Genomic DNA, 24,739 nt, shown 5'->3' on the forward strand with positions numbered 1-24,739 from the left:
GCCGGCGGGCTTGCGGGCCGGGGCGGCAGCGGCCGGGGGCGGCTCCTTTGGCCGGGGCTGGATCAGCCGGGCCAGGGCCTCGGCGTCGAAGCCGGCGGCCAGCCGCTGCAGGCTGAGCGACCAGACCACGGCGGTGAACCCCCCGGCCGCCAGCGCCAGGCCGGCGAACAGGGCCGCGCCGGGCAGGCGCACAAATTCCAGCAGGTCGCGGACCAGGCCGAACAGGCCCTGGCCCCACAGCCCGCCCAGACCCAGCGCCAGCGGCCAGGCGGCCGGCGGCGGCGGGGCCGCCACGGCCGCCGACAGCAGCAGCACGCCCAGCGCCGCCACCGCCGCCCGGCGGCGCAGGGCCGCGCGATTGCGGTCTGGCTCGACGTCCAGCACCCGGCTCATCCCGAAGGCGGTCATCAACACGGCGGTCAGCCAGGCCCCCAGGCCCAGCGACTGCATGGCCAGGTCGGCGATCACCGCCCCGCCGCCGCCCAGGGCGTTGGTTGCGGCTCCGGCGCCGGCGGCGTTGAGGCTGGGATCGGCGGGATTGTAGGTGGCCAGGGCCACGGCCAGCCCCGCGCCGGCGGCGGCCGTCAGCCCCCCGCGCAGCCGCGCCGCGCCAGGCAGGCCCCAGGCGATCGCACCCGCCTCCAGAAGCAGTTCCGCGCCCGAACGCCGCGCCGCCTTGGCCATCCCAATCGCACCCCAGTCTGGTTAGGGGTCCGTTGTGACGTCAGAGGGTTAAGGGGCGATTTACCACCTCAACCCGGCACGCGACTAAAGCGCCCAACCCGCCGTATCGCCCCGCACATCGCCGTTGATCCGCAGACGGTAGTCGGCGGATCGGTCGCCATCGACATCAAGCTGCAGGGTCGTGATCCCGCCGGCGAAGGTCAGAGTCATCCGGCCGGCGACGCCGTCGAAGGCCGAAACGATGCTGAAGGCGTCGTCGATTCCCACAGTGCCCGCGATGGCGTCGATGTCGGACAGGTCGATGCGGTCCTGGCCGATGACGTAGTCGCTGATCGTGTCGGTCTCGATGGCGCGACCGCCGGGGGCGGCGCTGGTGAACGCCGACTCCTGGCGGATCAGGAAGACATCGTTCCCGCCGCCGCCGATCAGGATGTCGCCCCCGGTTCCGCCGATCAGGATGTCGTTGCCCAGTCCGCCGTTCAGAGTGTCGTTTCCGCCCGCCCCGTCGATGACGTTGGCACCGCCGTTGCCGGTGATCTGGTTGACCAACCCGTTGCCGGTTCCATCGATGTCGCCCGGGCCCTCGAGGATCAGCCGCTCGAAGTGATCGGCCAGCGTCCAGTCGATCGTTGTCCTCACGATGTCGTTGCCGCCGCCGGCGTTCTCGACCAGGGTGTCGGAGTTGTCGTCGACGATGTAGGTGTCGTCCCCGGAACCGCCTTCGAGCCTGTCGACGCCGAGCCCGCCCGTGAGCTGGTCATTGTCGGCCCCGCCGAACAGCTGGTCGTCTCCGTCGCCGCCGAGCAGCTTGTCGTTGCCGTTTTCGCCGTAGAGCACATCCAGGCCGGTTCCGCCTTCGAGCGTGTCGATCCCGGCGCCGCCGTAGAGGAAATCGTCGTCGGCATTGCCCTGCAGGATGTCGCTGGCGTCGCCGCCGTAGAGGGTGTCGTTTCCGTCACCGCCCAGCAGCTGGTCGTTGCCGTCGGCGCCGCCCATGTCGTCCAGGCCGCCGTTGCCGCGGATGATGTCGTTGCCGCCCTCGCCGTTCAGGATGTTGTTGCCGCTGTTGCCGTCGATCTGATTGTTCAGGCTGTTGCCCGTGCCGCTGATGTTGCCCGTACCGGTCAGCTGCAGATTCTCGAAGTCGGCGCCGAGGATGAAACCGACGCTCGCCCGGACCCGGTCGGACCCGCCGCCGCCGGCTTCGGAAACCACATCGCCGAAATCGTCGACGACATAGGTGTCGTCACCCAGACCGCCGGCCATCGCGTCGGCCCCGAGGCCTCCGTCCAGCAGGTCGCCACCCGCGCCGCCGATCAGGTCGTCCGCTCCCAGCCCGCCGTAGAGCTTGTCGGCCCCGTCCCCGCCGTCGAGGGTGTTGGCCCCGTCATTGCCGGTCAGCACGTTGGCCAGCGCGTTTCCGGCGCCACCGAGGTTGGCCGTTCCCGTGAAGGTCAGGTTCTCGAGGCCGCTGTCGAGGGTCCAGTCGATGGTCGAGATGACCGTGTCGACCCCGTCGCCACCCGTCTCGTCCGCCGTGTCGCCCAGGTTGTCGACATGGTAGGTGTCATTGCCGGTCCCGCCGATCATGCTGTCGGCGCCCAGGCCCCCGTTGAGGATGTCGTCCCCGCCAGCGCCGCTCAGGCTGTCGTCCGCGTCGCCGCCAAGATAGTCGTCCGCCCCACTGGTGCCGGTCTCGACCACGCTGGCGCCCGCCGTCGGCCGGCCGTAGATCAGGTACACCGCGCCCGCGTTGTAGCCCCCCCCGTCATCGAACAGCGCCCCGACCATGATGTCGTCGAAGCCGTCCCCGTTGACATCCCCCGCCGCCCCGGCGGCGATGCCGAACCAGCTGCTCGCAGCGGCATGGAGGCGTAATCCATTTGTGCCGTCGATTGCAGACAGGTCGATATCCGCATCGAACTGGCTCCGCCCAAAGACGATGAAGGCGGCGCCGCTGCCATAGCCGATGGTATGGTCATAGGGCGTGCTGATCAGCAGGTCGTCCAGCCCGTCGCCGTTGAAATCCCCCGCCGAAGACACGCTCCAGCCGATGCGGCCGTACATGGCCTCGCCAGTGATGCGGAAACCATCGGTTCCGTCGAAGTCGGCGATATCGATGTCCGGGGCGAAACCATCGCGTGATCCCAGCACGACATAGGCGCTTCCGAGCTGATTGCCGCGGAGCGGCGCGCCGATGATCACGTCGCCGATGCCGTCGCCATTGACATCACCGGCGGCCGAGACCCGGCGGCCGACGTGGTCGCCGATGCTGCCGCCAGTCACCCTGAAACCGTCGGAGCCGTCGAGGTCGGCAAGGTTGATGGTGGCCGCGAAGCCGTTATCGCTGCCGAACACGACATAGCTGGCGCCGACACCGTAGACGGCCCAGGACCCGGCCTGCTGATCGCCGCCGGTAATCGCGCCGATGATCAGATCGTCGATGCCATCCCCGTTGACGTCGCCCGCCGAGGCTACCGAATAGCCGGCGCGGCTGTCAGCCTCGCCGACCAGCGTGAAGCCGTCGGAACCGTCGAGGGTCGAGAGATCGAAATCGAGGGGAAAGCCCGTTGCGGAGCCGAAGACGACATAGCTGGCGCCTGTCCTGGACAGGGCGTTGTGCGCCCCGAGGATGAAGTCTTCGATGCCGTCGGCATTGACGTCCCCGGCTGATCGAACGGCCGTGCCCAACTGGGCGTTGTAAACCGCGCCCTGCATCCGGAAGCCTTGGCTGGCGGTCAGGGTCGACAGCTCGATGGGCTGTTGGGGGGTGTCGCCACCGAAAACGACATAGACGGCGCCATAGGGCAGATTGTTGAGTCCCGGGTTGGCGCCGCGGGCGCCAATTAGGATGTCGGCGTCACCATCCCCGTCGATGTCGGCGACCGCTATTTCTTCGCCGATTGCGTGGCCCGCCTCAGCGCCCCGGATGCTGAAGCCCTGACTCGGATCGAGGCTGTTGAGATCGACACCGGTGGGAATACCGTCGGCGGTCCCGAACACCACATAGACAGCGCCACGGCGATCGTAGGGAGGCTCCTGCCAGGCGCCGATCACCAGGTCGATGAAGCCGTCGCCGTTCACATCCCCGGCGGCGAAACCGCGCCCGACATAGGCGTAGTCCCGGAAGCCGGTGACGACCACCCCGTCCCCCGGTTGCAGGTTGCTGAGGTCAAGGATTGCCGGATTGGCGTTGTCGGAATCAGCCATAGGTTCGCCCCCTCGCTACCCGGCGGCGACGGCGCAGCGCGGGGTCCCCGCAGCGGGACCCTCGTCATCTAGCCGTCTCCGGCGAAAACCAGAACGACGGCGTTACCGAAAATGGGTCACCCTCGTGCGGGGGGCGAATATGGGGATTGCAAGTCGGAAGAAGGCGGCTGGCCGCTAGTTCCCGAAGCCGGTCAGTCTCTGCAACAGGCCGATGGAGCCGTCGAACTTCGCCGAGCCATAGGACACCGCCAAGGCGAAGCAGACATCGCCAGGCAGAGCCTTGGGCTCGTGCTTGAAGCCGGGCAGGCCGACGTTGATGTCGCCGGGCCCGTAGGTGGCGTGGCCGTCATCGAAGGCGCCGGTCAGGACCAGGGTGAATTCCTCGCCCTCGTGATCGTGGGTGGCCACGCCCGCGCCGGGCTCGATGCGCAGCAGGTCGACATGGCCCCCGCCGGGCAGGGGCGTGTCCATCGGGATCGCCAGGCGGCGAATGCCAAAGCCGGCGAAACCGAAGTGGCCTCCGGCCATGATGGCGGAGAAGGCCGCCTCGCGCACGGGATCGGGCAGGGCGTTGAGTTCGGTAAGACCCTTGGCGGCGCCGCGCGCCACCTGCGGCAGCGCCGCCTGGGATGGGGCGGCTTTCGGCAGGGTCGCGCGCCGATCGGCGAGAGCAGCGTCCAGGTCGGCAAGCGCGTCGATGCGGGCCAGGGCGGCGTCCGCGCCGCTGGCCAGGGCCACCGGGGCCTCGTCTTCCAGGAAAGCGCCGGCCCAGGTCTCGTTGGCGGCCGGGCGCTCGTCGCGCACCGCGGCGGCGGCCGAGGCCAGCAGCTTGAGGCCGGCGTCGGGGGCGTCCCGCAGCCGGTCGGCGAAAACGTCGATGTGGGGGTCGACAGTCACGTCAATGAGAGCCTTGTTGATCACGGAAAGGCGATATGGATCGGGGGGAACCTTCGTCAAGGCGCGGCGCGGCGTCGCAGGTCATGCCGGTTCCTCCAGCAGGGCGCGCAGCTTTCCGAAAGCCAGCCGCAGCCGTGACTTGACGGTTCCGAGCGCCAGACCGGTGGCCTCGGCGATCTCGCTGTGGCTGAGATCGTCATAGAAGGCGCGGCGAACCAGGTCGCGCTGCTCCTCGGGCAGGTCCAGCAGGGCGGCGGCGATGCGACGCTGCTGCTGGCCGGCATTGACCTCTTCGTGGGGGCTGACGGCCTCGGGCGGTTTGAGGGCCGGGTCCTCGCCATCGATGTCGGCGGTGCGGTCGCGGCGGTAGATGTCGATGCGCCGGTTGCGGGCGATGCGGAAGATCCAGGTCGAGACCGAGGCCCGGCGCGAATCGAAGCTGGCGGCCTTCCGCCAGACGGTGACCAGCACCTCCTGGGCCAGTTCCTCGGAGCGGGCGCCGTCGAGGCCCAGGCGGACGAGATAGCCCTTTACCCGGGGTGCATAGTGATCGAACAGCTGGCGAAAGGCGGCCCGGTCGCCCCGCTCGGCGATGGCCAGGACAAGGGCCGCGTAGGGGTCCGCCCCTGCTGACAAAAGCCCATCCCGCACGTTCGCCGCTTCCTTTCTCCAGAGGGGACCATACACCACCGGTCGCCGACATGGGCAACCGGCCGCAGCCTTTGGCGCTGGACTTCGTTAAGTGGATGCGTGTTATGCTGCACTGCAAAACAGGTCGGACGCCAATGCTCTATTCCCTGCAGGAAGCCACCTACTACGCCTCCACCCCCATGCGGGCGCTGGCTCGGGCGACGCGGGACTTCTGGTCGTCGCCGCTGAACCCGGCCCGCGACTCGACGCTGGGCCGCAGCCTCTATGCCGCCAGCGACCTCTACGCCAACGTCACCCGCCGCTATGGCCGGCCGGACTGGGGCATCGACACGTGCGAGGTCAACGGGGTCGAGGTGCGGGTGCGCCAGCAGGTGGTCTGGGAAAGCCCCTGGTGCCGGCTGATCCAGTTCGACCGCGACATGGCCGACATGCGCCGGGCCGGGAAGCTGCAGCTGGACCCGGCGGTCCTGCTGGTGGCGCCGCTCAGCGGCCACTACGCCACCCTGCTGCGCGGCACGGTCGAGGCGCTGATCCCGCACCACGCCGTCTTCGTCACCGACTGGTCGAACGCCCGCGACGTGCCGATGATGGAAGGCCGCTTCGACTTCCACGACTATATCGACCACATCCGCTCGATGCTGGGGGTGATGGGGGCGCGGGCCCATGTGGTCGCCGTCTGCCAGCCGGGACCGCCCGTCCTCGCGGCCGCCGCCCTGATGGCCGCGGACAACGATCCCAACCGCCCGCGCAGCATGACCTTCATGGGCTCGCCCATCGATGCCCGCCTGTCGCCGACGGTGACCAACAAGCTGGCCGAGGAACGGCCCTTCACCTGGTTCCAATCGAACATGATCCACACCGTGCCGCCGCCGCATCCCGGCGTCATGCGGCGGGTCTATCCGGGCTTCGTGCAACTGGCGTCCTTCATGTCGATGAACCTGGAAAAGCACCAGGACGCCCACCAACGCTATTTCGAACAACTGGTGGTCGGCGACGAGGACAGCGCCGACAAGCACCGGGTGTTCTACGACGAGTATCTGTCTGTCCTGGACCTGACCGAGGAGTTCTATCTCCAGACGGTCGATATCGTGTTCCAGAAATACCTGCTGCCCAAGGGCGAGCTGACCCATCGCGGGCGGCCGGTCGATCCGGGCAAGATCACCGACATCGCCCTGATGACCGTCGAGGGCGAGCTGGACGACATCTCCGGCGTCGGCCAAACCCAGGCGGCGCATGGCCTGTGCCAGAACATCCCCGAGGATCTGAAGGAGCTCTACGTCCAGCCGGGCGTCGGCCACTACGGGGTGTTCAACGGTCGGCGGTTCCGGGATGAGATCTATCCGCGCCTGGCCGCCTTCATTCGCCGGGTGGACCCTGATTTCGCCAGTGCGACCGGGCCGTCCTTCCAGATTGCGAAATGATCGTTTCCGAAGCGGCGGTTACGGATTAATCGAAGAGGCGATGAGTCTCTTTCGTCCACCCGCCTATTCGCATGGCGACCGGCTGGAGGCCGCCGGCCATGTGCTGCGGCTGTCGGTCAACGCCCGGGCCAGGCGCATCTCCCTGCGGGTCGACCGGACCCGGCGCGAGGTGGTGGCCACGGCGCCGACCGCCAAGCGGCTGAGCGAGGCGGTGGCCTTCGCCCGCGAGCGGATCGGCTGGATCGAGGCCCAGCTGGCCGACCTGCCGGCCCCCCGGCCGGTGTCGCCGGGGATGACGGTAGAGCTGTTCGGACGACCGTTCGACCTGGTCGCGCGCCCCGGCCGGGCGCGGATCGACCTTGAGGCGGGGACCATCTCCGCCCCAGACGACGCCGCCTTCGCCGACCGGGTGGTGCGGCTGGTCAAGGCCGAGGCCAAGCGCCGCTTCACCGAGCTCACGGCGGGGTACGCCGACATGCTGGGGGTTCCGGTCCCCAGCGTCAGCGTGGTCGACGCCAAGGCCCGCTGGGGCAGCTGCACCCCGGCCCGCATCGCGAAGCCCGCCTCGATCCGCTACAGTTGGCGGCTGGCCCTGGCCCCGTTGGCGGTGGCCGACTATGTCGCCGCCCACGAATGCGCCCACCTGATCGAGGCCAACCATGGGCCGAGGTTCTGGACACTGGTCGATCGCATCTTCGGACCGCCTGGGCCGCATCGCGCGTGGCTGCGGGCGCACGGGACGGGGCTGCACGCCTTCGGACGTTAGGCGAGGAAGGCCTCGATCCCGGCGAACCCCGCCGCGCCGGTATCGGCCAGCAAGGGCGCGGTCGCGGCCGTGACGCCGCCCAGCGCATAGACGGGGACGCTCGCCCCTTCGACAATCCGGCTGAAGCCTTCCACTCCAAGCGGCGCGCCGGCCGAGAGGCTGTTGCTTGGAAAGACCGGGGAGACCAGCACCGCGTCGGCGGCGCTGTCGCCGACCGGGCCGTGGGCGGCGGCGGTGAGGATCCAGCCCGGGTGGGCGGCGCGCAGCTCGGCCAGCCCATGCGCCAGACGTTCGGGGAGATGCAGGCCGTGGGCGCCGATGGCCTCGGCCAACTGCGGGTCGGCGCCGGCCAGCAGGATCAGGCCCCTGGCGCCGGCGACGGCGGCCAGGCGGCGGCCGGTCTCGATGGCGTCCGGCGCTCCAAAGGCCCGGTAGATCACCGCCACCTCCGGCGTCAGCCGCTCGGCGACCGCGACCGGATCGGGGGTGCGGACCGGGTCGGTCAGGAACAGCAGGCGCGGCAGGGGCTTTTCCGCCGCCACCTGTAAGGGTAGGTCACGGGGGCGTAGGTCACGGGCCGCCGCCGCCACAGCTTCGAGACTGGATCGTGACCCGGACAGAACCATCCTCCATCGCCGATAACCGCCGCGCCGTGCTGGAGCGGATCGCCACCGCCGCCCGCGCCGCCGGGCGGGAGACGGACGATATCGCCCTTGTGGCGGTCTCCAAGCAGCAGCCGCAAGAGAAGATCGACGCCATGCTGGCCGCCGGCCAGCGGGTGTTCGGCGAGAACCGGGTGCAGGAGGCGGCCGGGCGCTGGGTGGACGGGCGACGCGAGGGGGTCGAGCTTCGGCTGATCGGGCCGTTGCAGAGCAACAAGGCGCGGGAGGCGGTGGCCCTGTTCGACGTCATCGAGACGGTCGATCGGGAAAAGCTGGCGGCGGTGCTGGCCGAGGAGATGGCGCGCAGCGGGCGGGCGGTTCGGCTCTACGTCCAGGTCAACACCGGCGAGGAGGTCCAGAAGGCGGGGATCGCGCCAGGCGAGGCGGACGGGTTCATCGCGGCCTGCCGCGAGCGATACGGCCTGACGGTCGAGGGGCTGATGTGCATCCCGCCGGAGACCGAGCCGGCCGGCCTGCATTTCGCCCTGCTGCGCCAGATCGCCGCGCGAAACGGGGTGGCCAAGCTCAGCATGGGGATGAGCGGCGACTATGAGACGGCGGTGCGGTTCGGCGCGACCAGCGTGCGGGTGGGGACCGCCCTGTTCGGAGCGCGGTAGGCGGGGCGGGCTGGCCGCTGGTTCAGCGTTCCATGTCGAGCGAGTAGCCCGCCGAACGCACCGTGCGGATGGGATCGATTTCCTTGCCTGTGTTCAGCGCCTTGCGCAGGCGGCCGATGTGGACATCCACGGTGCGGGCCTCGACGTAGACGTCGGAGCCCCAGACGGCGTCGAGGAGCTGTTCGCGGCTGAACACGCGGCCAGGATGCTGGATCAGGTGATCGAGGAGGCGGAACTCGGTGGGGCCGAGGTGGACCTCGCGGCCGTCGCGCTTCACCCGGTGGGCGACGCGGTCGACCAGGATGTCGCCGTGGGCCAGGCGGTCGTCGGCCAGACCCGGGCGGATGCGGCGCAGGACGGCGCGGATGCGGGCCAGCAGTTCGGTCATCGAGAAGGGTTTGACCACATAGTCGTCCGCGCCGGTGTCGAGGCCGCGGATGCGGTCGCTCTCTTCGCCGCGGGCGGTCAGCATCAGGACCGGCAGGTTGCGGGTCTCGGTCTTCTGGCGCAGCCGCCGGCAGACCTCGATGCCGCTGACCTTGGGCAGCATCCAGTCGAGCAGCAGCAGGTCGGGCTTGGCCTCGTCGATGACGATCAGGGCCTCCTCGCCGTCGCCGGCGACGGCCACCCGATAGCCCTCCTTCTCGAGGTTGTACTGCAGCAGGGTCGCCAGGGCGTCTTCATCCTCGGCAATGACGATCGTGGGCGTGCTCATGTCAGGGTCTCACCCTTGGGGCGCTGGTCGGGCAGGTCTTCGCCGGTGATCTCGTAATGGACGATCTCGGCGATGTTGGTGGCGTGGTCGCCGATCCGCTCGAGGTTCTTGGCGACGAACAGCAGGTGGGCGCCCGGCGTGATCGTGCGGGGATCGCCCATCATGTAGGTCAGCAGTTCGCGGAACAGGCTCTCGTAGTGTTCGTCGACCTCGTCGTCGCGGGTCCAGACCGAGGTGGCGGCCTCCAGCTCGCTGGAGGTGTAGGCGTCGAGCACGTCCTTCAGCCGGCTGGAGACCAGCTTGCCCATGCGCTCGATGCTGCGGGTGACCGGGCCGGCCGGGTCGGTCTCGGCCAGGACCAGGGAGCGTTTGGCGATGTTCTTGGCCAGGTCCCCGCAGCGCTCGAGGTTGGAAGCGATCTTCATCGCCGCCACGGTGCGGCGCAGGTCCACCGCCATCGGCTGGCGAAGGGCGATCAGCCGGATGGCGGCCCGCTCGATCTCCAGCTCCAGGGCGTCCAACCGAACGTCGCGCTCGACGATCTGGGCGGCCAGGGCCACGTCGCGGCGGGCGAAGGCGTTGACCGCGTCGGCCACCTGGGCTTCGGCGAGGCCGCCCATGCGGGCCACCTCGGCGGTCAGGTGGTTCAGTTCTTCCTCGTAGGAGGTGACGATGTGCTGTTGCATGGGGGGGAACCTCAGCCGAAGCGGCCGGTGATGTAGTCCTGGGTGCGTTTTTCCCGGGGGTTGGTGAAGATGTCCTCGGTCGAGCCCTGCTCGACCAGCTGGCCGAGGTGGAAGAAGGCGGTGCGTTGCGACACCCGCGCGGCCTGGGCCATCGAGTGGGTCACGATCACGATGCAGTACTGTCGGCGCAGCTCGTCGATCAGTTCCTCGATCCGGGCGGTGGCGATCGGGTCGAGCGCCGAGCAGGGCTCGTCCATCAGGATGACGCGGGGCTGCACGGCGATGGCGCGGGCGATGACCAGGCGTTGCTGCTGTCCGCCCGACAGGCTGGAGCCCGACTGGTGCAGCCGGTCGGACACCTCGTCCCACAGGCCGGCCTTCTTCAGCGAGGCCTCGACGATGGCTTCCAGCTCGGCCTTGCCATTGGCCAGGCCGTGGATGCGGGGGCCGTAGGCGACGTTCTCGAAGATCGACTTGGGGAAGGGGTTGGGCTTCTGGAACACCATGCCGACGCGCGAGCGCAGCACCACCGGGTCGACGGAGCGCGCGTTGACGTCCTCGCCGTCGATCTCGATGCGGCCGGTGACGCGGGCCCCCGGAATGGTGTCGTTCATCCGGTTGATGCAGCGCAGGAAGGTCGACTTGCCACAGCCGGACGGGCCGATGAAGGCGGTCACCGCCCGGTCGGGGATGTCGATGCTGATGTCGTGAAGCGCCTGTTTGTCGCCATAGAAGGCGCTGACGCCCTGGCAGTGGATCTTCACCCCGGCGTTGGCGACAGGGGTGTGGGCGGCCACCGCCGGGGGGCGGAGCTGGGTGTCGTGGGGCAAAGGATTTCCTTCGGCGGCCATGAAGCTACCACCTCTTCTCGAAGCGGCGGCGCAGGATCACGGCCGTCGCATTCATCAGGATCATGAAGACCAGCAGCACGATGATGGCCCCGGCGGTGCGCTCATGGAAGGCCGCCTCGGCGGCGTTTTCCCAGATGAACACCTGTACGGGCAGCACGCTGGCGGCGCTGGCCAGGCTTTCGGGCAGGCCCGGGGTGAAGGCGACCATTCCGATCATCAGCAGCGGGGCGGTCTCGCCCAGGGCATGGGCGAGGGAGAGGATGATGCCGGTCATCACCCCCGGCGCGGCCTGGGGCAGGACGTGGTGGAAGACGGTCTGGGTGCGGCTGGCGCCCATGCCCAGCGCCGCTTCGCGGATCGAGGGCGGCACGGCCTTCAGCGCCGCGCGGGTCGCGATGATGATCGTCGGCAGGCTCATCAGGGCCAGCACCAGACCGCCGGTCAGCGGAGCCGAGCGGGGAAAGCCCAGCCAGTTGATGAAGAGAACGAGGCCCAGCAGGCCGTAGACGATGGAGGGCACGGCGGCGAGGTTGTTGATGTTGACCTCGATAAAGCCGCTGAGCCGGCCGCGCGGGGCGAACTCTTCCAGCCAGACGGCCGCCAGCACCCCCACCGGCACGGCGATAAAGGCGGCGACCAGCAGCATCAGGGCCGAGCCGACGACCGCCCCCAGCACCCCGGCCTGTTCCGGCTCGGTGGAGTCGGAGTTGGTGAAGAAGTCGCTGTTGAAGTGCGACCTGACCAGGCCCTCGGCTTCCAGCCGGTCGAGCCAGTCGAGCTGGCGGTTGGAGAGCTTGCGGTCGGTTTCTGGAGTCGAGCGCTCGATCTCGCCCTTGTAGTAGAGGTCGGCGTTGGCCTTGACCGGGACCGTGAAGGTCAGGGTCGTGCCGATGACCTTGGGGTCGTCCTTGATGGCGCCCAGGATGCGGTAGCCGAGATCGCGGGAGACCAGGTCCATGGCCTCGCCCGAGGCCAGGCCGAGGGCGTCGTCCTGCACCTTCAGGCGCTTCAACAGGTTCTGGGCGGCGAGGTAGTCGAAATTGTTGCCCTCGAGGTCGGCGCGGTCGATGCGGGCCGGGTCGAGGTAGACGCTGGTGGTGATCGAGTGGGTCCAGAACACCGTGTAGCCCTGCTGGACCACCCGGGCGAGCAGGACGACCAGGAAGCCCAGGGCAATGACGATCGCCAGCTGGCCATAGAGCTTGAAACGGGCCTCGGCGGCGTGGCGCTGCTTCAGCCGCTTCTCGGAGAGGTCCCTGGAGGGAAGGTTGCGGGCGTCAGTCATAGGCCTGCCGGTACTTCTGCACGATGCGCAGGGCGATGATGTTGAGCACCAGGGTGACGCCGAACAGCGTCAAGCCCAGGCCAAAGGCGGCCAAGGTGCGGGGGCTGTCGAACTCCTGGTCGCCGGTGAGCAGTTCGACCATCTGGCGGGTGACGGTGGTCACGGAGTCCAGCGGGTTGGCGGTGATCCGGGCCTGGCTGCCGGCGGCCATGGTGACGATCATCGTCTCGCCCACGGCCCGGCTGATGGCCAGCAGCATGGCGCCCATGACGCCGGGCAGGGCGGCGGGCAGGATGACCCGCTTCACCGTCTCCGACTTGGTGGCGCCCATGGCGTAGCTGCCGTCGCGCAGGGACTGGGGCACGGCGTTGATAATGTCGTCGGAGAGGCTGGAGATGTAGGGGATCAGCATGATGCCCATCACCACCCCGGCGGTCAGGGCCATCTCGTTCTGAACGGCCATAAGGTACTGGCCGAGCGGGTCCAGCGGGCCCTCGGCCAGCCAGCTGCCGATCCAGTTGAAGAAGCCGCGGAACAGCGGCCCGACGGTCAGCGCCGCGAAGAAGCCGTAGACCACGGTCGGCACCCCGGCGAGGATCTCCAGCAGCGGCTTGATGACGCCCCGCGTGGTGCGGCCGGCGTATTCCGACAGGTAGATGGCGCAGAACAGCCCGACGGGCGCGGCCACGCACATGGCCACGATCATCACCAGGAACGTGCCGGCGAACAGCGGCACGGCCCCGAAGGCGCCCTTGGCGGCCACCTGGTCCTCGCGCATGGCGATCTGCGGCTGCCACTGCAGGCCGAACAGGAAGTCGAGCGGGGGAACGGAGGCGAAGAAACGCATCGCCTCGTAGAGCAGGCTGGCGACAATGCCGATCGTGGTCAGCACGGCGATGGCCGAGCAGGCCATCAGGGCGATGTTGATCCAGCCCTCGACCTGGTTGCGGGCGCGCAGGGTCGGCGAGATGCGCGGCCAGGCCAGCAGGAAGCCGCCCAGCGCCAGCACCCCGGCCAGGGCCAGGGCGGCGAAGGCGGAGAAGCCGTTGTACTGCCGCGCCTGCTCGGCCTTCTGTTCGAGGGCGGCGCGCTGTTCGGGCGTCCATTGGATGGCGGTGGTCGGCTCGCCCCTGGCCAGGGACTGGGCGTCGTTCCAGAAGGCCTGGGCCGTCTCGGACGGCAGGCTGGCGACGGCGGCCGGCGGATCGGCGGCGATCAGCGCCTCGCCCAGGCGCGGGCCGGCGGTGAGGAACAGCAGAAGGATCAGGGCGGCCGGAATCCCGGTCCACAGCGCCACCCAGGTTCCGTAGTAGCCGGGCAGCGAATGCAGCCGCTCGCCGCCGGCCAGCGCCGAGGCGCGGCGGCGGCCCAGCCACCAGACTCCGACCGAGAAGGCCAGGAGCAGGGCGAAGGCGAGGGTGAAACTCATGACATTCCGGAGAATCGTGCGCCAAGGCCGCGCGTGAGGCTCCCATGCCCGGCCATTGCTGGCCTTACACGACATTTCAGTGACAACTTGGTGACAGTGAGGGCGGTTGACCGGCGGGGCCGCTTCAAGCGACACCGCGCCGTATGAACGTCCTCCTCGTCGGATTCGGCGGGCGCGAGCATGCGCTGGCCTGGAAGATCGTCCAGTCGCCCATGCTGACCCGGCTGGTCGCCGCCCCGGGCAATCCCGGCATCGCCGACCTCTGCGAAACGCGGGCGGTGAAAGCCGACGACGTGGCCGGGCTGCTGAGCCTGGCGCGGGAGATCGCCGCCGACCTGGTGGTGGTCGGTCCCGAGGTGGCGCTGGAGGCGGGGCTGGCCGATGCGCTGGCCGAGGCGGGGATCGCCTGTTTCGGGCCGAGCCGGTCGGCGGCCCGGCTGGAAACCTCCAAGGCCTTCACCAAGGACTTCTGCCAGCGGCACGGCCTGCCCACGGCCGCGTACCGCGTGTTCGAGGACACGGAGGCGGCCTCCGGTTTCCTCGACAGCCTGACGGCGCCTTTCGTGATCAAGGCCGACGGCCTGGCGGCCGGCAAGGGCGTGGTGATCGCCCAGGATCGCGCCGAGGCCGACGCGGCGGTGCTCGACATGCTGGGCGGCCGGTTTGGCTCGGCCGGGGCGCGGGTGGTGATCGAGGAATTCATGGTCGGCGAGGAGGCGTCGCTGTTCGCCCTCTGCGACGGGACCGGCGCGGTGCTGTTCGGCCAGGCGCAGGACCACAAGCGGGCCTATGACGGAGACGAGGGCCCCAACACCGGCGGCATGGGCACCTACAGCCCGGCGCCGGTGCTGACCGATGCGCTCATCCAGCAGGCCTTCGAGGAACTCATCGCGCCGACCGTGCGCGGCATGGCCGAGGAGGGCAATCCCTACGTCGGCGTGCTGTACGCGGGGCTGATGCTGACCGAGCAAGGTCCCAAGCTGGTCGAGTACAACGCCCGCTTCGGCGACCCCGAATGCCAGGTGCTCATGCTGCGGCTGGCTGACGACATCCTCCCATGGCTGGAGGCCGCCGCGAAAGGCCAGCTGTCGCGCCTGTCCGGCCCCAGCTGGCGCGAGGAGGCGGCGGTGTGCGTGGTAATGGCCGCCGACGGCTATCCCGACAGCCCGGTCAGCGGGGCGGTGATCCGCGGCGCGGGCGCCGACTTCGGGGGCGAGGCGGTGGTCTTCCACGCCGGGACAAAGCGCGATGAGGACGGAACCCTGCGGTCGGCCGGCGGCCGGGTGCTCAACGTCTGCGCCCTGGGCGCGACCCTGCACGAGGCGCGGGACCTGGCCTATGCCGCTGTGGGCGCCATCGACTTCCCCGGCGGCTTCCATCGCAGCGATATCGGCTGGCGAGCGCTGTAGAGTTGCAGCCACCGGCCGTTTGCTGCGTTAGGCTCGCGCCAGACCTTCCGGGACCCTCATGAGCCGCACAGACAGCCTTCTGATCCCCGGCGAAACCTGCTGGCGCATCGACCAGGCCGACCGCGCCTCGTTTCTGGTCGACGGAGCCGACTATTTCGCCGCTGTGAAGTCCGCGATGCTCAGCGCCAAGCAGTCAATCTGGCTGCTGGCCTGGGTGTTCGATCCCCTGACGCGCTTCGAGCCGGACCGTATCGAGCGCAGCCGGGATCCGGCCAATCCCGACCGCCTGGGTCTGCTGCTCCGGCGCCTGGCGGTGCTCAACCCGGCGCTGGATGTCCGCATCCTCGCCTGGGACATGCCGCCGCTGATGGCCTTCACGCAGCGGTTTCCGGGCCAGCGGGCCAAGGCGGCGTTCAAGGGCTCTCCGGTCAAGTTCCGCCTGGACAACTCCCTGCCCAATAGCGCCTGCCACCACCAGAAGGTGCTGATCGTCGATGGCCGGCTCTGCTTCATCAGCGGCGGGGATCTGGGCGCCGACCGCTGGGACACCTGCGACCACCTGGACGAGGACCCGCACCGTCGCCTGCCGTGGGGCCAGCGCTATCCGGCCCGGCATGACGTCGCCCTGATGGCCGAGGGACCGATCGCCCAGGCCGCCGGCCAGCTGTTCGTCGATCGCTGGACGCGCGCCGATTGCGGCTATCTGGAGGTTCCCGAGCCGGCCGAAGAAAGCGTCTGGCCCGACGGATTCGCCGAGGACCTGGTCAAGGTCGACGTCGCCCTGACCCGCACCGAGCCCAACTGGAAGGATCACCAGGGAACGAAGGAGGGCCTGCGGCTTCACCTGGACTGCATCGCCCAGGCGCGGCGGACCATCTTCCTTGAGAACCAGTACCTGGCCTCGCCGCTGATCGTCTCGGCGCTCTGCCGGCGGCTGGAGGAGCCGGACGGACCGGAGGTGATCGCCATCGGACCGAGCTCCAGTCCCAGCTTCTTCGACCGGATGACCATGGACAGCGCCCGCCACGCGGCCATCAACCGGCTGGAGCAGTCGGACCTGCACAACCGCTTCCGCGCCTTCACCGCCCGCACGGCCCATGACGAGCCGATCATCGTCCACTCCAAGGTGTCGATCTTCGACGACCGGCTGCTCCGCATCGGCTCGGCCAACCTCAACAACCGCTCGGGCGGGCTGGACACCGAGGTCGACGCGGTCATCGAGGCCGGCGACAGCTCCGAGAGCGCTGAGACCCGGCGCACCATCGCCGCCTTCCGCACCCTGCTGATCGGCCACTACTTCGGACGGGGTCTGGCGGAGACCCAGGAAGCGATCCGCGAAACGGGCTCGGTGGCCGGGGCCATTGACGCCCTCGACGGTCACCCCCGCCGCCTGCTGCCGGTGGATCGAACGCCGATCGAACGGCTGGGGCGGCTGGTGGCCGGCTGGAGTCTGGGTGATCCCCTGGCCCCGTCGGACGCCTGGCGGCCCTGGACGCGGCGCCACTGCATCCAGGTGGCGATGGAGGAAAACGGCCTTCCGCCCCTGACCAAGCCTCGGAAGGGTTAGACCTCGATATCCACGATAAGCGGCAGGTGGTCCGAAGCCTTGCGGGCCTCCAGGTCAAACGGGGATTCGACCCGCTTCACCGTGATCCCCTTCGAAACGAACACATGGTCGATCCGCATGAACGGGAAGGCCGAAGGATAGGTTGACATCGGCGCCCCGGGCCACATCAGCTGGGCATCCTGGATGGCCGCCGCCAGGATCCGGTAGGGCGCGTTAAACGGGGTGGCGTTGAAGTCGCCCATCAGCACGGCTGGCGCTATGAACGCCTCGTCGGCCATCCAGTCCCCGACCAGGGCGGTCGCCTGCTTCTTCTGCTCCTGGGGCACGAGGCCAAGGTGGGTGTTGATCACCTGCAGTTCGCGGCCATCGGGCAAGGTCACGGCAATCCACACCGCCCCGCGCGGCTCGAGCGCCCGGATTTTCGGATAGCCCGGCAGGGGCCCGGCCCGCACCAGCCGCTCGGGCAGGTGGGTCATCAGGGCGTCGCCGTAGCGCTCCTCCTCGATATGCATGGCGGCGTTGAAGTGGCTGCGCATCTCCACCAGCTGGGCCAGCCGGTGGGCCTGGTCCACCCCGCCGGTGCGCCGGCGGCCGACGTCCAGTTCCTGCAGGCCGACGATGTCCGGCTTGGCGGCCGCGATCACCCGCGCGCAGCGTTCCACGTCCAGCCGCTTGTCCACGCCCACGCAGCGGTGGACGTTCCAGGTCATCAAACGAAGCTTCATGCCCCGAAAAGATCGCGCTGCTCACCGGTTGGTTCCGGTTCGGCGCCTCGGCGGCTCAGCAGGAAGAGGGCGTTCTCGGCGCGCCAGTTCTCGATTCCCCGGCCCGGATCGATGGGCCGCGCCGCCTGGCCGCGCACCAGGGCGGCGGCGTGATCGACCCGAAGGTCCAGGTCGTCGGTCAGGGCGGCGAAGTCGGCCAGGCTGCAGAGATGGATGTTGGGCGTCGACCACCAGGGCTCGGGCAGGGCGCGGGTCTCGGGCATCCGGCCTCGGGTCAGCAGGCTCCAGCGCACCCGCCAGTGGCCGAAGTTGGGGAAGCTGACGATGGCCTGGTCGGCGATGCGCAACAGCTCGCTCAGCACATGGCGCGGGTTGCGGGTGGCCTGCAGGGTCTGGCTGAGCACGGCGTAGTCGAAGGCCTTGGTCGGGAAGTGGTCGAGGTCGCGGTCGGCGTCCCCCTGCACCACGGCCAGCCCCCGCGCCAGGCAGGCGGAGACGTTCTGGGCCTCCAACTCCACCCCGCGCCCATCGACGGATTTTTCGCGGCTCAGCAGTTCGAGCAACTCGCCCTCGCCGCAGCCGACATCGAGCACCCGCGTTCCGGGGCGGACGAGGCGGAGGATCTCGCGGAAGTCTTCCCTCACCGCCCGGTCCTCACCGAATCCAGAAATCCTCGCAGCGCCGAATCCATCACCGGCTCGTCGAGCAGGAAGGCGTCGTGCCCCTTGTCGCTCTCGATCTCCAGGAAGCTCGCCCGCGCCCCGGCGGCGTTCAGCGCCCGGACGATGTGGCGGCTTTCCGGGGTCGGGTACAGCCAGTCGGAGGTGAAGCTGAGCACGCAGAACTTCACGTTCCGCGCCGGCCGGAAGGCTTCGGCCAGCACCCCGCCGTGCGGCGCCGCCAGGTCGAAATAGTCCATGGCCCGGGTGATGTAGAGATAGCTGTTGGCGTCGAACCGGTTGACGAACGCCCCGCCCTGGTGGCGCAGATAGCTCTCCACCTGGAAGTCGGCGTCGAAGCCCCAGCTCAAGCCGTCGTTCTGCAGCTCTCGGCCAAACTTGCGCTGCAACGCCGCCTCGGACAGGTAGGTGATGTGCGCCGCCATCCGGGCCACGGCCAGGCCCTTCTCAGGCCGCACTCCGTCCCTGGCGTAGGCCCCTCCGCGCCAGTCGGGGTCGGCCATCACCGCCTGGCGGCCGACCTCGTGCAGGGCGATGTTCTGGGCCGAATGGCGGGCGGCGCTGGCGACGCAGACGCAGGCCCCGATCCGCTCGGGATAGTCAGCCGCCCATTGCAGCACCTGCATCCCGCCCATCGAGCCGCCGACCACCGCCGCCAGCTTCGAAATCCCCATCGCCTCGACCAGCATGGCCTGGGCCCGCACCATGTCGCCGATGGTGATCACCGGGAATGTCAGGCCGTAAGGGGCGCCGGTGGCCGGGTCGATGGAGCCGGGACCGGTCGAGCCCATGCAGCCGCCGACCACGTTGGAGCAGAGGATGAACCAGTCGGCCGGGTCCAGCGGCCGGCCCGGCCCGACCAGCCGGGTCCACCAGCCTTCCTTGCCGCTGACCGGATGAGTCCCAGCCACGTGCTGGTCCAGGGTCAGGGCGTGACAAATCAGGACGGCATTGGATTTGTCGGCGTTGAGCGTGCCCCAGCTGCGCCAGGCGATCTCGACATTGGCCAGCTGACCGCCCGAATCCAGGCGCAGCGGCGCCGCCGGGCCGAAGGCCCAGGTCCCGCCGTCCTCGGCCGTGATCGCGCCTCCGGAATCCATCGGCTCCCAAGACCGCCGGGAATGGGGATTGTCAACGCCCAAGGAGCGGGCGAGTAGAAGGGCGTCATGGACCGGCTGATCCTCTTTCGCCACGGCAAGGCCGAGCGCACCGCGCCGGGCGGCGACATTGCACGCCGGCTGACCGACCGCGGCCGCCGCGACGCCGAGATTATGGGCGGCGTCCTGGCCACCCAGGGGCTGGTCCCGGACCTGGCCCTGGTCAGCAGCGCCGCCCGCACCCAGGAAACCTGGGAAGCCGCTTCGCCGGCCTTCCCCGGCGCCAGGTTGCTGGTCCGCCGAGACCTCTACCTCGCCGACGAGGCAGTGATCGTCGACCTGGCCGAAACCCTGGGCAGGAGCGCAGGCACGGTGATGATCGTCGGCCACAATCCGGGTCTCCACATGCTGACCCTCGGCCTGTTGCGCCAAGGCGGAGCCGGGGCGGCGGTGATGGCCCGCGCCCAGGACAAGTTCGCCACCTCCAGCGTTTCCGCCTTCACCTTCGATGCGGCGGGCCGCCCGACCTACGACGGGCTGTTCCACGCCAGCGACCATGGCGGCGGGGCGAGCGAATGAGCCGGATCTACAAACTGGTCCCCCGGTGGGAGTGGACGGCGGCCAAGGCGGCCGGGGTGTTCCTGGGCTCGCCGGTCGATGTGACGGACGGGTTTATCCACTTCTCGACGGCCGCCCAGGCGGGCGAGACCGCGCGGAAGTATTTCGCCGGGCTGGACGACATCCTGGTGGTGGCTTTCGAAGCCGACGACCTGGGTCCCGGGCTGAAGTGGGAGCCATCGCGCGGGGGCGATCTGTTTCCGCACCTGTACGGGCCGCTGGATCCAAAACTGGCGCTCGAGGAACGCGCCGCGCCGCTGGGCAAGGATGGCCACATCCAGCTCGGCGATCTGGCGTGAGCATTCGGACTAGGCCTCTTGACGCCCCCCTCCCTGAGGGAGGGGGTAGGGGGAGGGTCTACGCTGCCGACACCGTAAACCCTCTCCCTCCCACCGCGTCGCGGCGGGCCCCGCCCTCTCCCTCGTGGGAGAGGGGCCAGGAAGAGCCTGCCGCCAAAGGGCATGCGATGGCGCGTTACGTGGGGGGGAGGCTCAGGTGATCGCCCACGACATCGCCGCCCGCGCCCTCCACCTCCTCGATCCGGAGGACGCCCACGCCGCCACCATCCAGGCGCTGAAGCTCGGCCTTGGCCCCATTGCCGTCCGCCGCGATCCCCTCCTGGCCACCACCCTGGCCGGCCTCGCCCTGCCCAGCCCCATCGGCCTGGCCGCCGGGTTCGACAAGAACGCCGAGGTTCCGGACGCCATGCTCCGCGCCGGCTTCGGTTTCGTCGAATGCGGCACGGTCACACCCCTGGCCCAGCCCGGCAACCCGCGCCCGCGCCTGTTCCGCCTGACCGCCGACCGGGCGGTCATCAACCGCATGGGCTTTAACAACCAGGGGCTGGAGCCCTTCGCCGCCCGTCTCAAGCGTCGCCCTCGGCGCGGGATCGTCGGCGCCAACATCGGGGCCAACAAGGAGGCGACCGACCGGATCGGCGACTATGTCACAGGCCTCACCCGCCTCTGGGGCCTGGCCGACTATTTCACCGTCAACATCTCCTCGCCCAACACCCCCGGCCTGCGCGCACTTCAGACCGCCGACGCCCTGGCCGAGCTGCTGGGCCGCCTGGCCGAGGCTCGCGCCGCCCTTTCCGGCGCCGCCCCAATCTTCCTGAAGGTTGCACCCGACCTGGCCGACGGCGAGGTGGAGGCGATCGTGGCGGCCTGCGCCACCCATGGCCTGGCCGGCATCGTGGTCTCCAACACCACAATCGAGCGCGATGGCCTCACCGACCCACGGGGATCGGAAGCCGGCGGACTGTCCGGCGCCCCGCTGATGGCGCGCTCCACCGCCGTCCTGTCCCGCTTCCACGCCGCCAACGACCGGGGCCTGGTGCTGATCGGCGTCGGCGGCATCACCAGCGGGGCGGACGCCTACGCCAAGATCCGCGCCGGGGCCTCGGCCGTGCAACTCTACTCCGCCCTGGTCTACGATGGCCCTGGCCTGGTGACCCACATCCGCTGCGACCTCGCCGCCCGTCTGAAGGCGGATGGCTTCCGTTCCGTCGCGGACGCCGTGGGCGCCGGCTAGACTCGCGCGTCACGCGACCGCGTTGCCCCCGGCGCGGCCCTGACCTACACCTGATTCCATGGCCGAGGCCGCCCCGCCGCCGGAGACCGCTCCCCGCACCCGCCGATGGCTCTGGCCCGGCGGCCTATCGGCGCGCCTGCTGGTTCTGACCAGCCTGTTCGTCACCCTGGCGGCCCTCTTCGTCCTGCCCGCCGCCCTGGCCAGCTTTGAGGAGCAGTGGCTGCTCGACCGCATCCGCGCCGCCGAGGTGGTGGTGCTGGCCACCGATGCCGCGCCGGACGGAATCACCCCCCAGATCGCTGGTCAGATGCTCGACGGCGCCGGGGTCCAGTCGGTGGCCATCGAGACCGAGGAGATGCGCCGCCTGGTGCTGGCCGCCCCCCGCGACCTGGAGGTCTCCTACACCGTCCACCTGCGCGAGCAGAACCCGCTGTCCTGGTTCGCCGCCCCCTTCCAGACCCTGTTCGGGCCCAAGGGCCGGATGGTCCGGGTCACCGCCGAGCCGCGGCTGATTCGCGGCAGCCAGCTGGTCGATGTGGTCGTGCCGGACGATCCGCTGCGCGCGGAGCTGATCAGCTATCTGTGGCAGGCGCTGTTCGTCACTGTGTTCGCGGCCATCGTGGTCGGGGGGGCGGTCTATCTGTCGCTGAACGCCTTCCTGGTGCGGCCGATGCAGCGGATCACCCGCTCCATCGAACGCTTCCGCGCCGACCCGGAGGACCCCGGCGCCCGGGTCGAGACCAGCGGCCGCCGCGACGAGATCGGCCGCGCCGAGGCCGAGCTCGACCGGATGCAGCAGGAATTGCTGGCGGCCCTCAACAGCCGCGCCCGGCTGGCGGCCCTGGGCGAGGCTGTGGCCAAGATCAACCACGACCTGCGCAACATGCTGACCAGCGCCCAGATCGCCTCGGACCGCCTGGCCGCCATCGGCGACCCCAAGGTGGCCCAGGCCTTGCCCCGCCTGGAGCGGGCGCTGGACCGGGCGGTGACCCTGGCCACCAACGTCCTGGCCTATGGGCGAACCAACGAGACGGCCCCGGACCTCAAGCCCGTGCCCCTCAAGGCCGCCCTCGAGGCCGCCGCCGAGGATGCGGCGCTGGAGAAGGACAGCGTCGAGCTGAAGATCGAGGCGCCGGCGCGAGCCACCCTCCTGGCCGATCCCGACCAGCTGCACCGCATCCTGATGAACCTGATGCGCAACGCCCGCCAGGCGATGGCCGGCATGGCGCGGGAGGAAAGGGGCCGGATCACGGTCTCGCTCGTGCGGGAGCCCGAGGCGAGCGTGCTTCGCCTGGCCGACAACGGGCCCGGGCTGCCAGAACGGGCGCTGGCGCACCTGTTCCAGCCGTTCGCCGGCTCCGCGCGCCATGGCGGGACGGGGCTGGGGCTGGCGATCTCGCGAGAACTGGCGGTGGCGCACGGCGGAGATCTGACGCTGGCCAGCAGCGGTCCGGAGGGCACGGTGTTCGAACTGCGGTTGCCGGCGCCGGTGGACGCGAGGTCGCGCAAGCCGAAAGACAGCGACTAACCGGCGCGTTGCCCAAAGTCAGCGGCCAGCCCCCAAGCGACCCGCGCCGCCTCGATCTTCTCCAGCTTGGCGTATAGCGGCCCCCAGTCGTCGGCTTCGGTGATCGGCGTCCACAGCGCCTCGACCTCGTCGATCAGCATCTCCACCGGCTCGGCCGCCGCGAACATCGGGTGCGCCAGCCGCTCCGGCCGATCCATCTCGAAACCGCTGAGCAGTCGCCGGAACGCCACGAACGCCTCGGCCTCGTAGAGCGCCGCCCGAGGCCCGGCCATGGCCCGGGCCTCGGACGCCTCGCCCCCGAACCAGTCGAAGAAGAACGGCTCCCAGCGCTGGGCCTCGGCCCCCTCGGCGATGGCCTTGAAGGCGGCGTTGACCAGGTCGAGGTCCGCGTCGGCATCGCGGCTCTTCACCCCCAACCGGGCGAGCATCGCCGCCCGCAGCTCATCCCGATAGGCCGGCGCGAATCCGTTCAAGGCCCCGATCAGGGCGTCGCTCTCCGCCACCAGGGTCAGGCAACCGGCCAGCTGTTGCAGGTTCCAGAAGGCCGCCTCCGGCTGGCGGCCGAAGCTGTAGAGGCCGGTTTCATCGAAATAGGCCGCCGTGAAGTTGGGATCGTTCCTCGGCAGGAACCGCCAAGGGCCGTAGTCGAAGCTCTCGCCGGTCACCACCATGTTGTCGGTGTTCAGCACCCCGTGCACGAAGCCCGCCGTCATCCAGCGCGCCGCTAGGCGGGCGGTCCGGGCCACGGTCTCGGTGAGCATGGCCACCGGCCGGTCGGGCGCGTCAGCGAGATGCGGGAAGTAGCTGTCGATCACGTGGTCAACCAGCAGCCCGACGTTGTCGGCCCGCTCGAAATAGGCCTGCCGCTGAAAGGTCCCGAAGCGGATGTGGCTGTGCGACAGCCGGGTGAGCACCGCCGAACGGGTGGGGCTGGGCTCATCGCCGCGCTCCAGGGCCTCGCCGGTCTCGACCAGGGAGAAGGCGCGGCTGGTCGGGACCCCCAGGGCCTCCAGCATGGCGGCCGCCAGCACCTCCCGCACCCCGCCCTTGAGGGTCAGCCGACCGTCGCCCCGCCGGGACCATGGCGTCTGGCCGCTGCCCTTGCTGGCCAGGTCGAGCAGGCGATCGGTCCCCGCCTCGCGCTGCTGGGCGAACAGGAAGCCTCGTCCGTCGCCCAACTCGGGATTGTAGGTGCGGAACTGATGGCCGTGATAGCGCATGGCCAGGGGGCCGGGCTGGTTGTCCGGCAACGGCTGAAAGCGGCCGAAATGGGCCAGCCATTCGGCATCGGTCAGGGTATCGAGCCCGACCGTGGCGGCGGCCCGGTCGTGGCGCCATCGCAGGGTCGTCTGTGGAAACGCCGCCGGCGCAACCGGGTCGCCAAACTCCGGCCCCAGGGTCATGAAGCGCGGATCGGGGCGATAGGCGGCGGAGACGGGCATGATGCTTCGATGGGCGGCAAACCGGCCCGGCGCAAGCGTGGACTCGTCGGTCAGGCCCCGCGGCGCCCAATAATTCGGCGGTTTTGAATCCCGCGTCAGAATAACGCGGTTTTTTGACGCCGGTGCTGTCACATAGCCGACACGAGGCCGCCGTTTTCCCCTGTGTTACAAGGGATTAATCTTGCTCCTGCCTGTTCACTCACCCTAGGTGATCGCCGTCAAGTTGATAGGGCTTCCTCGGTCCCGTCGGCCTCCCCAAACACCCG

Annotated in this window: 23 protein-coding genes; 9 read left to right on the forward strand and 14 right to left on the reverse strand. The window is 69.7% G+C overall.

Features of this window, described 5'->3' with window-relative positions:
* The 4 genes from GVN21_RS16415 to GVN21_RS16430 all read right to left on the reverse strand — a co-directional run.
* Positions 1-684, reverse strand: a 684-nt coding sequence (locus GVN21_RS16415; RefSeq protein ID WP_205690131.1) for a DNA translocase FtsK 4TM domain-containing protein, incomplete at its 3' end; no start/stop codon positions are given.
* Positions 685-768: 84 nt separating this feature from the next.
* Complete coding sequence (locus GVN21_RS16420; protein ID WP_166575819.1) at positions 769-3,894, reverse strand: M10 family metallopeptidase C-terminal domain-containing protein; 3,126 nt, start codon at positions 3,892-3,894, stop codon at positions 769-771.
* 174 nt (positions 3,895-4,068) lie between these two features.
* Complete coding sequence (locus tag GVN21_RS21410; RefSeq protein ID WP_166575820.1) at positions 4,069-4,791, reverse strand: cupin domain-containing protein; 723 nt, start codon at positions 4,789-4,791, stop codon at positions 4,069-4,071.
* Positions 4,792-4,872: 81 nt separating this feature from the next.
* Positions 4,873-5,427, reverse strand: coding sequence for a sigma-70 family RNA polymerase sigma factor (locus GVN21_RS16430; RefSeq protein ID WP_166575821.1), 555 nt, complete (start codon positions 5,425-5,427; stop codon positions 4,873-4,875).
* A 149-nt stretch (positions 5,428-5,576) separates the two neighbouring features.
* On the opposite strand from GVN21_RS16430, the gene phaZ reads away from it, so the two are divergent.
* The gene (gene phaZ / locus GVN21_RS16435) at positions 5,577-6,863 is read left to right on the forward strand and encodes a polyhydroxyalkanoate depolymerase (RefSeq protein WP_166575822.1); all 1,287 of its coding nucleotides are present in this window, start codon (positions 5,577-5,579) and stop codon (positions 6,861-6,863) included.
* A gap of 40 nt (positions 6,864-6,903) precedes the next feature.
* Positions 6,904-7,629, forward strand: a complete 726-nt coding sequence (locus tag GVN21_RS16440) for a SprT family zinc-dependent metalloprotease (RefSeq protein ID WP_166575823.1) — start codon at positions 6,904-6,906, stop codon at positions 7,627-7,629.
* On the opposite strand, the gene GVN21_RS16445 is transcribed toward GVN21_RS16440, so the two are convergent.
* Positions 7,626-8,255: a thiamine phosphate synthase gene (locus GVN21_RS16445; RefSeq protein ID WP_166575824.1), complete on the reverse strand. Its 630-nt coding sequence runs from the start codon at positions 8,253-8,255 to the stop codon at positions 7,626-7,628. The two genes, GVN21_RS16440 and GVN21_RS16445, sit on opposite strands and share 4 nt — an antisense overlap.
* Between GVN21_RS16445 and GVN21_RS16450 the strand changes: the two genes are divergently transcribed.
* Complete coding sequence (locus tag GVN21_RS16450) at positions 8,237-8,908, forward strand: YggS family pyridoxal phosphate-dependent enzyme (RefSeq protein WP_346764282.1); 672 nt, start codon at positions 8,237-8,239, stop codon at positions 8,906-8,908. The genes GVN21_RS16445 and GVN21_RS16450 overlap by 19 nt on opposite strands.
* Positions 8,909-8,930: 22 nt before the next feature.
* On the opposite strand, the gene phoB is transcribed toward GVN21_RS16450, so the two are convergent.
* Genes phoB through pstC form a run of 5 tightly spaced genes read right to left on the reverse strand, consistent with a single transcriptional unit; the run spans position 8,931 to position 13,874 of the window.
* Positions 8,931-9,623, reverse strand: coding sequence for a phosphate regulon transcriptional regulator PhoB (phoB, locus tag GVN21_RS16455; RefSeq protein ID WP_166575825.1), 693 nt, complete (start codon positions 9,621-9,623; stop codon positions 8,931-8,933).
* On the reverse strand, positions 9,620-10,309 hold the full coding sequence (gene phoU, locus GVN21_RS16460; protein WP_166575826.1) for a phosphate signaling complex protein PhoU: 690 nt from the start codon (positions 10,307-10,309) through the stop codon (positions 9,620-9,622). Before phoU ends, phoB begins: the two co-directional genes overlap by 4 nt.
* Before the next feature lie 11 nt (positions 10,310-10,320).
* Positions 10,321-11,160, reverse strand: coding sequence for a phosphate ABC transporter ATP-binding protein PstB (gene pstB, locus GVN21_RS16465; protein WP_166575827.1), 840 nt, complete (start codon positions 11,158-11,160; stop codon positions 10,321-10,323).
* Between the two features lie 4 nt (positions 11,161-11,164).
* Complete coding sequence (gene pstA / locus GVN21_RS16470; RefSeq protein ID WP_166575828.1) at positions 11,165-12,445, reverse strand: phosphate ABC transporter permease PstA; 1,281 nt, start codon at positions 12,443-12,445, stop codon at positions 11,165-11,167.
* A complete protein-coding gene (gene pstC, locus GVN21_RS16475) occupies positions 12,438-13,874 on the reverse strand; it encodes a phosphate ABC transporter permease subunit PstC (protein WP_166575829.1) in 1,437 nt (478 codons plus the stop codon). Before pstC ends, pstA begins: the two co-directional genes overlap by 8 nt.
* Positions 13,875-14,017: 143 nt before the next feature.
* On the opposite strand from pstC, the gene purD reads away from it, so the two are divergent.
* Both purD and GVN21_RS16485 read left to right on the forward strand, forming a co-directional pair.
* Positions 14,018-15,283, forward strand: coding sequence for a phosphoribosylamine--glycine ligase (gene purD / locus GVN21_RS16480; protein WP_166575830.1), 1,266 nt, complete (start codon positions 14,018-14,020; stop codon positions 15,281-15,283).
* A gap of 58 nt (positions 15,284-15,341) precedes the next feature.
* A complete protein-coding gene (locus GVN21_RS16485; RefSeq protein ID WP_166575831.1) occupies positions 15,342-16,850 on the forward strand; it encodes a phospholipase D-like domain-containing protein in 1,509 nt (502 codons plus the stop codon).
* Here the strand turns inward: GVN21_RS16485 and GVN21_RS16490 are convergent.
* From GVN21_RS16490 to GVN21_RS16500, 3 genes are read right to left on the reverse strand one after another with little or no spacing between them, the layout of a single operon-like run.
* Positions 16,847-17,575, reverse strand: a complete 729-nt coding sequence (locus GVN21_RS16490; RefSeq protein ID WP_166575832.1) for an endonuclease/exonuclease/phosphatase family protein — start codon at positions 17,573-17,575, stop codon at positions 16,847-16,849. The genes GVN21_RS16485 and GVN21_RS16490 overlap by 4 nt on opposite strands.
* Positions 17,572-18,246: a methionine biosynthesis protein MetW gene (gene metW, locus GVN21_RS16495; protein ID WP_166575857.1), complete on the reverse strand. Its 675-nt coding sequence runs from the start codon at positions 18,244-18,246 to the stop codon at positions 17,572-17,574. Before metW ends, GVN21_RS16490 begins: the two co-directional genes overlap by 4 nt.
* The gene (locus GVN21_RS16500; protein WP_166575833.1) at positions 18,216-19,355 is read right to left on the reverse strand and encodes a homoserine O-acetyltransferase; all 1,140 of its coding nucleotides are present in this window, start codon (positions 19,353-19,355) and stop codon (positions 18,216-18,218) included. The genes metW and GVN21_RS16500 overlap by 31 nt, the downstream gene beginning before the upstream one ends.
* A 66-nt stretch (positions 19,356-19,421) precedes the next feature.
* On the opposite strand from GVN21_RS16500, the gene GVN21_RS16505 reads away from it, so the two are divergent.
* From GVN21_RS16505 to GVN21_RS16520, 4 genes are all read left to right on the forward strand, one after another.
* Positions 19,422-19,931: a histidine phosphatase family protein gene (locus GVN21_RS16505; protein ID WP_166575834.1), complete on the forward strand. Its 510-nt coding sequence runs from the start codon at positions 19,422-19,424 to the stop codon at positions 19,929-19,931.
* Entirely contained in the window at positions 19,928-20,269 is a 342-nt protein-coding gene (locus tag GVN21_RS16510) for a DUF952 domain-containing protein (RefSeq protein WP_166575835.1), read from the forward strand. Before GVN21_RS16505 ends, GVN21_RS16510 begins: the two co-directional genes overlap by 4 nt.
* A gap of 196 nt (positions 20,270-20,465) precedes the next feature.
* Positions 20,466-21,503, forward strand: coding sequence for a quinone-dependent dihydroorotate dehydrogenase (locus GVN21_RS16515; protein WP_166575836.1), 1,038 nt, complete (start codon positions 20,466-20,468; stop codon positions 21,501-21,503).
* 58 nt (positions 21,504-21,561) lie between these two features.
* The gene (locus tag GVN21_RS16520) at positions 21,562-23,031 is read left to right on the forward strand and encodes a HAMP domain-containing sensor histidine kinase (protein WP_166575837.1); all 1,470 of its coding nucleotides are present in this window, start codon (positions 21,562-21,564) and stop codon (positions 23,029-23,031) included.
* Here the strand turns inward: GVN21_RS16520 and GVN21_RS16525 are convergent.
* A complete protein-coding gene (locus tag GVN21_RS16525; protein ID WP_166575838.1) occupies positions 23,028-24,473 on the reverse strand; it encodes a protein adenylyltransferase SelO in 1,446 nt (481 codons plus the stop codon). The genes GVN21_RS16520 and GVN21_RS16525 overlap by 4 nt on opposite strands.
* Positions 24,474-24,739: the final 266 nt, after the last annotated feature.

The sequence above is a fragment of the Caulobacter sp. SLTY genome (genome assembly GCF_009905535.1).
Taxonomy (GTDB): Bacteria; Pseudomonadota; Alphaproteobacteria; order Caulobacterales; family Caulobacteraceae; genus Caulobacter.

Excerpts from the sequence above, each read along its gene's own strand:
- GVN21_RS16520 (WP_166575837.1), top strand. The coding sequence starts at position 21,562 with ATGGCCGAGGCCGCCCCGCCGCCGGAGACCGCTCCCCGCACCCGCCGA.
- GVN21_RS16485 (WP_166575831.1), top strand. The coding sequence starts at position 15,342 with ATGAGCCGCACAGACAGCCTTCTGATCCCCGGCGAAACCTGCTGGCGC.
- GVN21_RS16490 (WP_166575832.1), bottom strand. The coding sequence starts at position 17,575 with ATGAAGCTTCGTTTGATGACCTGGAACGTCCACCGCTGCGTGGGCGTG.
- pstA (WP_166575828.1), bottom strand. The coding sequence starts at position 12,445 with ATGACTGACGCCCGCAACCTTCCCTCCAGGGACCTCTCCGAGAAGCGG.
- GVN21_RS16510 (WP_166575835.1), top strand. The coding sequence starts at position 19,928 with ATGAGCCGGATCTACAAACTGGTCCCCCGGTGGGAGTGGACGGCGGCC.
- GVN21_RS16525 (WP_166575838.1), bottom strand. The coding sequence starts at position 24,473 with ATGCCCGTCTCCGCCGCCTATCGCCCCGATCCGCGCTTCATGACCCTG.
- GVN21_RS16445 (WP_166575824.1), bottom strand. The coding sequence starts at position 8,255 with ATGGTTCTGTCCGGGTCACGATCCAGTCTCGAAGCTGTGGCGGCGGCG.
- pstC (WP_166575829.1), bottom strand. The coding sequence starts at position 13,874 with ATGAGTTTCACCCTCGCCTTCGCCCTGCTCCTGGCCTTCTCGGTCGGA.
- pstB (WP_166575827.1), bottom strand. The coding sequence starts at position 11,160 with ATGGCCGCCGAAGGAAATCCTTTGCCCCACGACACCCAGCTCCGCCCC.
- phoB (WP_166575825.1), bottom strand. The coding sequence starts at position 9,623 with ATGAGCACGCCCACGATCGTCATTGCCGAGGATGAAGACGCCCTGGCG.
- GVN21_RS16420 (WP_166575819.1), bottom strand. The coding sequence starts at position 3,894 with ATGGCTGATTCCGACAACGCCAATCCGGCAATCCTTGACCTCAGCAAC.
- GVN21_RS16440 (WP_166575823.1), top strand. The coding sequence starts at position 6,904 with ATGAGTCTCTTTCGTCCACCCGCCTATTCGCATGGCGACCGGCTGGAG.
- GVN21_RS16505 (WP_166575834.1), top strand. The coding sequence starts at position 19,422 with ATGGACCGGCTGATCCTCTTTCGCCACGGCAAGGCCGAGCGCACCGCG.
- purD (WP_166575830.1), top strand. The coding sequence starts at position 14,018 with ATGAACGTCCTCCTCGTCGGATTCGGCGGGCGCGAGCATGCGCTGGCC.
- GVN21_RS16500 (WP_166575833.1), bottom strand. The coding sequence starts at position 19,355 with ATGGATTCCGGAGGCGCGATCACGGCCGAGGACGGCGGGACCTGGGCC.
- phoU (WP_166575826.1), bottom strand. The coding sequence starts at position 10,309 with ATGCAACAGCACATCGTCACCTCCTACGAGGAAGAACTGAACCACCTG.
- phaZ (WP_166575822.1), top strand. The coding sequence starts at position 5,577 with ATGCTCTATTCCCTGCAGGAAGCCACCTACTACGCCTCCACCCCCATG.